Consider the following 12,550-nt stretch of genomic DNA (forward strand, 5'->3'; position numbering starts at 1 on the left):
ATAACGTTTCTTCAAAGCAATTACTAGAACTCAATCCAGATTTAAGTTCAGGTTTGCGATATGGACAAGTGTTGCTCATTCCGGCTGAAAGTAAAGTATTAACCCAGCGCCGAATTAAAAAATATAAAAAGCATCGAGTAAAACGTAAGGAAACATTGTATAGTCTTGCTAAGAAATATGAGGTAACTGAACTTGATATTAAGGAGGCTAACAAAGAATTGTATTCTAACCCATTAAAGAAAGGTGATCGCATTCAAATACCTGTTTTTGAAGAAGTAAAACTTGCAGTGGTTGAAGAAGATCAAAAAGTTAATATTCCTAATTCATTGCCTCTTGATGATGGTAAATACATAGTAAAACCTAGTGAAGGATGGTATGGGATCGCGACTAATTATAAGATCAAGGTTTCTCAACTCAAGAATTTAAATCCAGGTGTAGAAAATTTGAAACCAGGAATGATTCTTAATGTTCCCAAAATTAAATCAAATCAAAATAAAAAGGCAACATCATTAGAAGATAGTAGTACCGCAGCTATTGATAGTGAAAAACTTATACAATATACCATTCCTAAAAAAATGGGTATGTATTCCCTTAAAAAGCTAACTGGAATATCTGAGGATTCTTTAATAAAATGGAATCCTAAGTTAAAGGATGGTCTTAAGGAAGGAATGACTATTATATATCCTAACCCTAACTATGGAAAGGAAATGGTAAATGTTCCTACTAAGGTTCATTCAAATAAAGTAGCTTCTTTAGTAGACAGCTTGAGAAATTTTGAAAGACAGCGTCTCGCTATCATGTTACCTTTCTCTTTACATAAAATAGATGATGAAAATACTGATCGCGATAATCTTAAAAAAGATAGAGCTATGCGTATCGCTCTAGACTTTTATAGCGGCGTAAAAATAGCTATCGATAGTGCAAATACTTTAGGCATACCTGTAGATCATGATATTTTTGATACTCAAAAAAACCTTCAGGCTACTAAGAATATTCTGGATGCTACAGATTTTGCAGACTATAATACTGTCATAGGTCCTCTTATTTCTACTAATGTGGTTGAAACTGCAAAAGAGTTGAAGTCATTTAATATACCGGTAGTTTCACCACTCACTTCTACAGATGTTAGGTTGTACCGTAATTTATTTCAAGCAAGACCAGAAGAGGAAATACTTAAAAATAAGCTCAAAGAATACCTTGTAGAATATGCAAAAGGTAAAAATGTAATTATTGTTACAGATAATAATAACCCAAAACTTAAAAATGAGTTTACTTCTATTTTGCCGTCTGCAAATGTGTTAGTGCCTAATTCAAAGAAGAATTACATTTTTAGTATCGAGTATATAAAACAGTTAAAACCAGATGTTGAAAATGTTATTGTTTTAGCTGTTGATAATATAGGTTTTGTGACAGATGCAGTGACGAACTACGCGGCAAAGACAGATTCTCATAAGATTACAATGTTTGGTCTGGGGAATTATGAAGAGATGGAGTTATCTAATATACGACTAGCAAAATTGAACTATGTATTCCCACAAATGTTTAAAGCTAGTGATGATACAAATTCTTTTATTGAGAAGTATTACAGTATTCATAATATAACTCCTAACTCTTTTGCAACAAGAGGCTTTGACTTGACTTTAGATATTATTTTAAGACAGGCAAGTGCTTCAGATCTTTATGAAAGTGCCATGAGAAATGGTAAAACCATAATGACTGAAAATAAATTTGATTACTCTAAAAAATTTCTTGCAGGATACTATAATGATGCCGTTTACCTTTTGCAATACAAGAAAGATTTAAGTATTGAGGAGTTAGATATTAATAATCTCACAACAGATCTAGAAGAATGACATCAATTGTAGAATACCTAGGTGATTTAAGATGTGAATCTACACACCTTAAAAGTAGTGATAGCTTTAATACAGATGCGCCTACAGATAATAATGGTAAAGGAAAAGCTTTTTCACCTACAGATACGGTTGCTACAGCTCTAGCTAGTTGCATGCTCACTGTAATGGGAATAAAAGCTAGAGAAATGGAATGTGAACTGGATGGCAGCGTTGCCAAAGTAACAAAACATATGACTACAGATCCTCGTAGGATTTCTCAAATTGACGTGATACTAGATATGAAGGGCAACTGTGATAATAGATCCCAATTGATTTTAGAGCGTGTAGCACATACTTGTCCTGTATTAAATAGTCTCCATCCTGATATTCAAAAAAATATTGTTTTTAATTGGAATTAGATGAGATTATTTTTGGTAAGTATCCTACTGTTTTTATTTACACAAAGTGAGCCGTCAGAGCGCTATACTTATCAAGAATTACCTGTTTTAAATTGGGAAGACTTTAAAGGAGTACCTCCTAAAAACGCAATTTATTTTGCAAGTGTTAATAGTAGTCTAGGGTATACCTTCACTAGTAAAAAAGTAAATGGACAGCTTCATGTTGATGTAAAAGTGGAAAGTTATTTCTATCCGCAGTTAAGCTGGAAGAAGAAGCTTACAGAGAATAATTCAAAACTCTTGATGCATGAACAGTTGCATTGGGATATAACAGAGTTATATGCTCGTAAATTACGCGCAGCCTTCCAGAATTACGTACCTAAAAGTAATCCTAAAAAGGAAGTAGATTTCATTTTTAGAAAATTTGAGAAAGAGCGCCAGTCAGAGCAAAAATCTTACGATCGGGAGACCAGACATGGAACTATTAACGATATTCAATCGCAATGGGAGCTCAAGATTATGGAAGAGCTATTTAAATTAAGTGAATATGCCGTGAGGCGTTAGAACTCAAATGGAATTGACAATTCAGTAATTACATTAGGAATATTATTTACTTCTATGTCGAGTAGAGCATCATAACCTAAATCTGTTTTTACCACTTCGACCTTTCCTTTATTTACATAATAGTAGCCAGTTGTATTTCTGCAATTGCATAATCTCCCGTATATCAATTCGACCTGTTTCATAGATTGACCTATCAGGGCTATACGTTTAACATCTTTAGGTATGGATAAGTAAATGATTTCGTGATAATGAGAGTCCGCAACTCCATTTAATTGATTTCTATCATATGCATACTTTAATAAAACATAATTTGTATCTTTTGTAAGGTGCTCGTAGCTATTGCCATACTCGTCTTTTTTGATTAGAGCTCTGGTGTCTACAATAATTTGAGCTGAACAAGTACCATCTGTTGGGCAAGTTGTATAATTTTTGCTTTTTGTAATTTGGTTGCTTTTAGTTACACATGAACTTATGCTAAAGACTATTAACAGCAATAAGATTAATTTTTCCATGTATTTTATTTCTGTTTTCTTTTAAGGATTTCGCTTTCGCGAAAGCGAGATATCTTATAATCTATGACGTAATACATACTACTGTCACGGTAATTGCCATCAAATTAAGTTATACTTATATCAATAAGACAATTTTGTGATGAATTTCTATTATTATTGTTGAACAAATTCAATTCCTAATGATTCAATATTACAAATTATGGGTCGCTATTCTTTTATTTAGCACCTGTTTCATGACACCTGTTACAGCTCAAAATGATAAGCCTTCATGGAGTGCGATTGATCTATCTCAGTTACAAAATAAACCTACATGGTCTAGAAAAACGGAGCCTGCAGTGGCTTCTTATTACCAGATAGATCTCAATTCTTTAAAAAATAAATTGACAAACGCGCCACAAAGAGGACTTTCCAGCTTGCCTTCTAATGTGCTGATAGAATATCCTACTACAGCAGGATTGCAAATTTTTAGAGTTAAGGAAGCTAGTATTATGGCACCACAGCTACAAGAACGTTACATAAATACTAGGTCTTACGTAGGAGAAAGTGTGTCTGATGCTTCTAATCAAATACGTTTTTCTATAACCTCTCAAGGCTTTCACGGTATGATGTTTTCTCCGCAGTTAGGTACTCAATTTGTTGATTCCTTTACCCAAGATAATTCTAGTGTAATTGTGTATAAAAAATCTGATTTAGAGAATTATGGCGATAGATGGGAATGTCATGTTGATGAAGAATTTAATACAAATCAAAGAAATGCTTTGATTCAAGCTCCTAACCAAGTGTTTAATGCAAACGATGGTGTTTTAAGAGATTTTAGATTAGCTATTTCAACTACTATTGAATATTCTAGTTTTCACTGGATGCGTGCGGGAATACAGGCTAGTGCACCAGACTTAGTTAAACGCATGGCTGTTATGGATGCAATGGTAGTAACTATGACTAGAAACAATTTCATATATGAGCGTGATTTAAGTATTACAATGACTTTTGTAGCAAATAATGATTTACTCATATCAATAGGATCTGATAATTTTTCTAACAATAGCCCTGGTGCTATTTTAGGTGAAAATCAAAGCGCGATTGATGCGACAATAGGTTTTAATAATTATGACATTGGTCATATTTTTTCGACTGGTGGCGGTGGTTTGGCTTCACTAGCTTCACCTTGTACTAACAGAAAAGCTCAAGGTGTTACGGGAAGAGGTGCTCCAGTAGGAGATCCATTTGATGTAGATTTTGTTGCGCATGAGTTAGGACATCAAATGGGAGCGCCACATACATTTAATGGTGATGCTGCAAACTGCGCAGGTGGTAATAGATCTGCAAATAATGCTTATGAGCCTGCTAGTGGAACTACAATTATGGCTTATGCAGGAATTTGTCCTCCTCAAAATGTTCAAAATAATAGTGATGCTTATTTTCATCAAACAAGTTTAGAAAGTATTTTTAATAATGTTGCCAATGGATTAAGTACATGTGCTCAACAAGTTACTACCGGTAACAGTGCTCCTACTGCAAATGCTGGTTCTAATTTTACTATTCCTAGAGGTACTCCTTATATACTAGAAGGTAGCTCCACAGATGCAGATGGTACAACATCTCACACTTTTACATGGGAGCAATTTGATCTAGGTGCTGCAGGTTTACCATTGAGTAATAACACTGATGGTCCTTTAGTTCGTTCGTTTGAAGGTACAGATAACCCTAATAGAATTGTTCCTAGATTACCAGAAATTGTGGCTAACGGCGGTGTGTCGACTCAATGGGAAAAATTACCTAATGTATCAAGACAAATTAATTATAGACTTACTGTTAGAGATAATGATTCCAGAGGTGGACAGACTGCTGTAGATCAAATGACCCTTCAAGTAGATAGCAATGCAGGACCTTTTAGAGTTACTTCACAAAATAATAGTGGGATAGTGTGGCTGCCTAATACTACAGAAACAATTACATGGGATGTTGCTGGTACTGATGGGAATAGTGTTAATGCAAGCACTGTTACAATTTTACTTTCTACTAATGCTGGAGCAACATTTGATACTGTTCTTGCTTCTGGAGTACCTAATAATGGTAGTTATGATTTACTCGTGCCTAGCGGAATTGTTGCAACAAATTGTAGATTGATGGTAAGAGGTGATGGGAACGTATTTTTTAGTATAAATGAAGATGACTTTAATATAAATGCAAATGTTCAAGTGACTTGTACCACGTATCAATCTGGAGCAGTTAACATTGCAATTCCTGATAATAATAGGGTAGGAATAACTTCAAGCATCAATGTTCCTAGTACTGAAAATATCGATAGCATAAAATTAGGTGTAGATATTTCTCATGATTACATTCAGGATATGATAATAACCATTTCTGATCCATCTACTAATAATCTAGCACTAGCATGGAATAGAGAGTGTGCAAATCAAAATGATTTGATGGCTTTCTTTGAAGATGGAGCTGGTGCCGTATTATGTAGGCAGCCTACGGTAGGTACGTTTGATCCATCATCGACCTTTAGCATATTTGAAGATTTACCTGCAAATGGCGACTGGACCATAGGAGTCTCAGATAATGCAGATACTGATGCTGGAACCCTGAATAATTGGTCTTTAGAAGTATGTGTTAAAACTGTTACACCACTAAGTAATGAAGATTTTCAATTAGAAAACTTATCTATTTATCCTAACCCAAGTAATGGCGCATTTAATATTCTCTTTGATAATGCAACAAGTGATATCGTTACTGTTGATGTTTTTGATTTAAGTGGAAGATCTGTTTTTACTAAGGATTATGAAACATCTGCAACATTTAATGAAAATGTCAATTTGAATAATGCCGCTGCAGGAATGTATCTTGTTAAGATACGAGATGAAAATAATACAGTAACTAAGAAAATTATTATTGAGTAAAAAATTTTCACAATTATAGAACAAAAGATCACTATTAATAATTCTTATTAATCCTTGATTAATTTACAAAAGCCAGCAAAATTTGCTGGCTTTTGTGTGTTTATCTATTACTTTTTACATAAGAAAATTCTCGTTTCTCTTACACAAAATACCTACTTTTGCAGCTGTTTTTAAAATGCTTAAAATCTTATTATGGCAAACGCAAAGTACATTTTTGTAACAGGTGGTGTAACCTCTTCATTAGGAAAAGGTATCATCGCAGCATCTCTTGCAAAATTATTGCAAGCCAGAGGATTAAGAGTTACAATTCAAAAGCTAGATCCATATATAAATGTGGATCCAGGTACACTTAATCCCTATGAACACGGAGAATGTTATGTTACTGAAGATGGAGCCGAGACAGACCTTGATTTAGGTCATTATGAACGCTTTTTAAATGTAAATACATCTCAAGCAAATAACGTTACTACTGGTAGAATTTACCAAAGCGTAATCAATAAGGAAAGACGTGGAGAGTTTTTAGGGAAAACAGTTCAAGTTATTCCTCATATCACTGATGAGATTAAAGAAAGAATTCAAATACTAGGCAAATCTGGTGACTATGATGTCGTAATAACTGAAATAGGAGGAACTGTAGGTGATATAGAGTCATTACCGTACATTGAAAGTGTGCGTCAACTTCAGTGGGAACTAGGTGAGCATAATTCTCTTGTAATCCATTTGACTCTTATTCCATATTTAAGTGCAGCAGGAGAATTAAAAACTAAGCCTACTCAGCATAGTGTAAAAACACTGATGGAAAGTGGAGTTCAGGCAGATATTCTGGTATGTCGCACAGAGCATGAGCTTTCAGACGATATACGTGTAAAGTTAGCTCGCTTTTGTAACGTAAAGCAAGAAGCCGTTATACAGTCCATCGATGTAGAAACTATTTATGATGTTCCTAATAAAATGCTTTTAGAGGGCTTAGATCGAGTAGTGATTAAAAATCTTCAAATTAAAACTGAAGAGTACCCAGATTTAAAAAGCTGGAACGAGTTTGTTCAAAGACATAAAAACCCTAAGAGTATGGTCACGATAGGCCTTATAGGGAAATATGTAGAGCTTCAAGATTCTTATAAGTCTATCCTAGAAGCCTTTATTCACGCTGGTGCAGCAAATGAAGTTAAAGTTAAAATAGAATCTATACACAGTGAATATCTAGAAGTTGAGAATGTTAGTAAAAAACTTTCTCATTTAGATGCTGTTCTTGTAGCTCCTGGATTTGGTGAACGTGGTATAGAAGGTAAAATAGAAGCTGTACGGTATGCGAGAGAGAACAAATTACCTTTTTTCGGTATTTGTTTAGGTATGCAAATGGCAGTAATTGAATATTCTCGTAACGTTTTAGGAATTGAAGACTCTAATTCAATAGAGATGAATGAGAATACTGCAAATCCAGTTATATCTTTAATGGAAGATCAAAAAAATATACTAGATATGGGAGGCACTATGCGCTTAGGTGCATGGGATTGCGAGTTGATCGAAGGTAAAATAAAAGACATCTATGGAAGTTCATTAATAAGTGAAAGACATAGACATAGATATGAATATAATAATGATTATAGGGAACAACTAGAAAAGGCTGGTTTAAAAACTACAGGTATAAATCCTAAGTCTAATCTAGTAGAAACTATAGAGGTAGAAAATCACCCTTGGTTTATAGGTGTTCAATATCATCCTGAATATAAAAGTACCGTAGCTGTACCACATCCATTGTTTAAATCATTTGTGAACGCCGCTGCTGCATATAAATTAAAAAAGTAAATTCTTAATTTTTTAAACTAGTTCATCACAGTTTTTATATCGCTCAAGGCGAAAAGTAGACAAAACTAGTATATCAAAATAAACAACAGCCTGATCAGGCAATCATATGGAAGAACAAAAAACGGATTGGAAAAGCATGCTAGGACTAGCCCTTATTTTTGGGATAGTAGCATTCATGTTTTTGAGAAATCAAGAGGAACCGCAAATAACAGAAGAGGAGCAAACAACAACTGAAGCAACTTCAGAGGTTACCTCTTCAACAAGTACTAACCTAGTTCCTAATGATTCCATTAGCATACCTGCTTCTAATACAGGTAAGGAAATTCAGTTTAATAGTGACCTAGTAGATTTTAAAATCAATACTAAAGGAGCTTATATCAGCGAGGCTTTATTAAAAAAATTCAAAACCTACGATTCTTTACCAGTATACCTAGTAAAAGGTGGTGATCATAAGTTTGATCTCAAATTTATGACTAAAGATGGTCGTACGTTGCATACTCAAGATATGATTTTTACTGCACAAGAATCAATGAATGGTGCAAATAAAGTTTTAAGTCTTAAAGCAAATCCTGCAAGCGGTGCTTCATTAGAGTTTCGTTATGAGATGAAACCGGACGACTATATGCTGGATTTCAATATTAGATCTCAAGGTTTATCCCAGGTTGCAAATACCTCAGAAGAAGTAGCTCTTAACTGGGAATTACAAGGTTACCGTCGTTCAAAAGGTATGGATAATGAAAGTCGTTATACAGAAGCAAAGTTTGAGTATGATGACGGTAGCGATGATTATACAGGACAAGGTGAAATGGCTGAGGAAGAGGCAGAAAAGATTACCTATGTAGCTTACAAGCAGCATTTCTTTTCTTCTATCCTGTTAACAGATACTCCTTTTAAATCTGGAGTAATTGAAACATATAACAATTATGCTGCAGATGATGAGCAAACGGTATTAACTAAAAAGTTTATGACTACTGCACAACTAGAGTATTCAGGCGGTGAGTTAGCTTACAATATGGACTGGTATTTTGGACCTACTGACTATGATATTCTTGACAGTTATGACCGCAATCTAGATGAAGTAGTAGATTTAGGATGGGGAATATTTGGCGTTATTAATGAATGGGCTATTCGTCCATTATTTACTCTTCTAAGTCATCCTGTAAAAGGAGCAGGAATTCCTTATGGGATAGCGATAATATTACTTACCGTATGTGTACGACTTGTATTATCACCAGTTTTATATAAGAGTTATTTGACTCAGGCAAAAATGAAAATTCTACGTCCAGAATTGAATAAAATTGCAGAGAAGTATAAGGATAACGCTATGAAAAAGCAGCAAGAGACCATGAAGGTGCAAAGTGAGGCAGGAGCCAGTCCTTTGAGTGGTTGTTTACCAGCATTACTTCAAATGCCGGTGTTCTTTGCGCTCTTTAAATTCTTCCCGACAGCTTTTGAGTTGAGACAAAAAAGCTTCCTTTGGGCAGACGACTTATCAAGCTATGATGAGGTAATCTCTTTACCGTTTAAGATCCCGTTTTATGGAGATCACGTGAGTCTATTCCCGATACTAGCATCTATTTCTATTTTCTTTTACATGCAAATGACCACGGGACAGAATATGCAAGCCAGCCAGCAACCTGGAATGCCTAACATGAAATTTATCATGTACCTGTCTCCATTGTTCATGCTTGTTTTCTTTAATAATTATGCTAGTGGTTTATCATTGTACTACTTCGTATCTAATTTAATTACCATTGGTATCATGCTAGTCATTAAGCATGTAATTATAGATAAGGATAAGGTTTTTGCCAAAATTGAAAAAGCCAAAGCAAAACCTAAGAAAAAGAAAGGGAAATTTGCTAGCAAAATGGCTGAAATAATGGAACAAGCGCAAGCACAACAAGAAGAACAAAAGAAGAATAAGAAATAATTTATTGTTTTTTATATATTTAAATCCTCCGTTATAAAAACGGAGGATTTTTTATTTTAATTTATCCTGGAATCCTTAAAACAAAGCTTACATCAAAAACCATTTCTCAAGAAACTCTTGAATATCTGTAATAGTCATTACATTTGGTATAGAATTTACTTCATTGAAAATTACAGTTCGAAAATACCTTTCAGAGAATGCTGCTGCGTGGAATGCCTTCTTAAAAAAGTGTGATCTCAATACTTTTTTGTTTCATCGCGATTTTATGGATTACCATAAGGACCGGTTTGACGACCATAGTTTGATGATTTATGAAGATGAAACCTTGGTAGGAATCGTGCCTGCGCATGTAAAGGATAACTCTTTTTATAGTCATAGAGGTTTGACTTACGGGATACCTGTTGCAATGTGTGATAAACATAAGATTGTTTATGATGCTATCTTAGATTACTTGAAAGTTACCGCTTTCGCGAAAGCGGAATTCAATCTATTACCAGATTTTTACAATCAAGATTCTGACGGAATACTACTTTCTAAACTACAAGCTAGTGGATTTCAAAAAGAACGAGTTTCCAATTATTTATTTGTTGACTTACAAGAAGAATTAGACTTTTCACCTAAAAAGACTGTAGGTTATCGCAACGGTAAATTTGAGGGGTTTCAAATAGAAAGAAATCACCATTTTAAACCTTTTTGGGAAGAGGTACTTGTGCCGTCACTCAAAGTCAGGCATAATTCTGCGCCAGTTCATAATCTCGAAGAAATAGAATTGCTAGCTTTTCGTTTTCCAGAGAAAATCATTCAACATAATTTGTATCGTGAGAATGAACTCCTAGCTGGAATTACTTTTTTTATAAAAGGAACTATTATAAAATCTCAGTACGCAGCTTCTACTCCTACAGGAATGAAAACAGATGCTGTAGGATTTCTATACATGGAAGCTATGAAAGAATATAAGAATCTAGGCTTTCATCATATGGATTTAGGTCCTGTAAATGAAAGCGATGGAAGTATTAATGAAGGCTTGCTGCGTTTTAAAAAGCAATTAGGAGGCAAAATGACTGAAGTAAAACGACTTGTTAAGTTATACAATATAAAAAACCATTAACAATAAGACGCTATCAAACTCTTACCATCAATGGTTCTTCAACCAAACTTAACTTTTTCTTTTTCATAATATCTTCAGTAGTTTACCATTATAAAGGGCTAATTCAATAATCTAAACTTGAACTTCTAATCTTATGATGGTACAAATTTACGCCTATAGAGAAGTAAGTCATGTTAGTATCTAGTTAAGCACTGTTAAGTAGTGTTATCCATAAATTGAAAAGGCGTTATGTTTGCAGTATATACCCAATTGATGAAGTACAGTAAAAAATCATTTCATTTCGCTATAATTTCCTCTATACTGCTGCTGGTTTTCACCTTGTTGTCACAGACGGCTAGAACAGCTACTAATAATATTAATGATATCGCAGGATATTTAATGACCTTGTATCTGGTAACCGTAACTTTAGGACTCGTATTTAGTATACTGAGTATAAAAGAACCGTACCACTGGAAAAAGTATGTAGGCATTGGAATTAATATCTTTTTATTTGTAATGACTGGTATCGCGATAGCAGGAAATTTACAAGACATGGTAGAAGCATTTAGTTAATGCACTTTTCTTGTGTTATATTCGTTAAGAAGCAAATTCAATAATGACTCATTCTTATATTCCATATTTAGATCTCAAACCTTTAAATGATAGGTTTAAAAAACAAGATCTTGCGGTATTTGAGCAAATTCATGATTCTGGACGCTTCATAGGAGGAGATTGGGTAAAGGGTTTTGAAGATCGCTTTGCTGAGTATTGTGAAGCTTCTTATTGCATAGGAACAGGTAATGGTCTAGATGCACTTACTATAATACTTAAATCAGAGGTTGCTCTGGGCAATTTGCCTAAGGATGCAAAAATATTAGTGCCTGCCCATACCTATATCGCAACATTTTTAAGTATCATTCACGCGGGATTAAAGCCCATTCCTATAGACGTAGAGGAGTTGATATTAACGGCTTCTGTTTTAGAAAAAACAACTATTTCTTATGATGCTATTGTAGTCGTAGATATCTACGGTAAACTGGTGGAGGATGAGGTGTACGCTTTCGCGAAAGCGAATAACATAAACATCTACTGCGATACTGCACAATCTCACGGCGCTACAAACAACAGCGGTATAAAATCTGGAAATATAGCTAGAGCAAGTGCCTTCTCATTTTATCCCACTAAAAATTTAGGAGCTATAGGTGACGCCGGAGCAATAACTACAAATGTTCTTGAGCTCGCTAATATGTGTCGTAAGATCGCTAATTATGGCCGTGAAAGCCGATTTTTAAATGATGTTTTAGGAGTAAATTCAAGACTTGATCCATTACAGGCAGGTTTTTTAATGAATAGATTACCATTACTCGATAGCGACAACGATCGTAGAAATGAGATCGCAAATTCCTATTACAAGAATTTAAAAAATGAAAAAGTCAGACTGCTGGATACTGATTTCTTATCTAATAATGCCATGCATGTTTTCCCAGTTTATGTGGAAAATAGACGCGTGTTTAT

General features: G+C 34.4%; 10 protein-coding genes. 9 read left to right on the forward strand and 1 reads right to left on the reverse strand.

From position 1 onward, the window contains the following. The 3 genes from A9Q93_RS03070 to A9Q93_RS03080 all read left to right on the forward strand — a co-directional run. Positions 1 to 1,853 (forward strand): LysM peptidoglycan-binding domain-containing protein (locus A9Q93_RS03070; RefSeq protein WP_303685912.1); only part of this gene is annotated, 1,853 nt, incomplete at its 5' end. Then, entirely contained in the window at positions 1,850 to 2,251 is a 402-nt protein-coding gene (locus tag A9Q93_RS03075) for an OsmC family protein (RefSeq protein WP_303685913.1), read from the forward strand. The genes A9Q93_RS03070 and A9Q93_RS03075, both read left to right, overlap by 4 nt. Continuing rightward, positions 2,252 to 2,794: a DUF922 domain-containing protein gene (locus tag A9Q93_RS03080; RefSeq protein ID WP_303685914.1), complete on the forward strand. Its 543-nt coding sequence runs from the start codon at positions 2,252 to 2,254 to the stop codon at positions 2,792 to 2,794. Here the strand turns inward: A9Q93_RS03080 and A9Q93_RS03085 are convergent. Beyond that, positions 2,791 to 3,306, reverse strand: coding sequence for a hypothetical protein (locus A9Q93_RS03085; RefSeq protein WP_303685915.1), 516 nt, complete (start codon positions 3,304 to 3,306; stop codon positions 2,791 to 2,793). The two genes, A9Q93_RS03080 and A9Q93_RS03085, sit on opposite strands and share 4 nt — an antisense overlap. Before the next feature lie 179 nt (positions 3,307 to 3,485). Between A9Q93_RS03085 and A9Q93_RS03090 the strand changes: the two genes are divergently transcribed. The 6 genes from A9Q93_RS03090 to A9Q93_RS03115 all read left to right on the forward strand — a co-directional run. Beyond that, positions 3,486 to 6,212 carry a zinc-dependent metalloprotease family protein gene (locus tag A9Q93_RS03090; protein WP_303685916.1) on the forward strand — a complete coding sequence of 909 codons (2,727 nt, stop codon included), beginning with the start codon at positions 3,486 to 3,488 and terminating at the stop codon, positions 6,210 to 6,212. A 192-nt stretch (positions 6,213 to 6,404) separates the two neighbouring features. Continuing rightward, a complete protein-coding gene (locus A9Q93_RS03095) occupies positions 6,405 to 8,018 on the forward strand; it encodes a CTP synthase (RefSeq protein WP_303685917.1) in 1,614 nt (537 codons plus the stop codon). A gap of 106 nt (positions 8,019 to 8,124) precedes the next feature. Beyond that, positions 8,125 to 9,948, forward strand: coding sequence for a membrane protein insertase YidC (yidC, locus tag A9Q93_RS03100; RefSeq protein WP_303685918.1), 1,824 nt, complete (start codon positions 8,125 to 8,127; stop codon positions 9,946 to 9,948). A gap of 163 nt (positions 9,949 to 10,111) precedes the next feature. After that, positions 10,112 to 11,056: a FemAB family protein gene (locus A9Q93_RS03105; protein WP_303685919.1), complete on the forward strand. Its 945-nt coding sequence runs from the start codon at positions 10,112 to 10,114 to the stop codon at positions 11,054 to 11,056. A 252-nt stretch (positions 11,057 to 11,308) separates the two neighbouring features. After that, the gene (locus A9Q93_RS03110) at positions 11,309 to 11,608 is read left to right on the forward strand and encodes a hypothetical protein (protein ID WP_303685920.1); all 300 of its coding nucleotides are present in this window, start codon (positions 11,309 to 11,311) and stop codon (positions 11,606 to 11,608) included. Positions 11,609 to 11,651: 43 nt separating this feature from the next. Next, positions 11,652 to 12,550: DegT/DnrJ/EryC1/StrS aminotransferase family protein (locus tag A9Q93_RS03115; protein WP_303685921.1), on the forward strand; the 899-nt coding region annotated here is incomplete at its 3' end.

Origin of the sequence: Nonlabens dokdonensis, assembly GCF_002162835.1 — a bacterium.
GTDB lineage: Bacteria > Bacteroidota > Bacteroidia > Flavobacteriales > Flavobacteriaceae > Nonlabens > Nonlabens dokdonensis_B.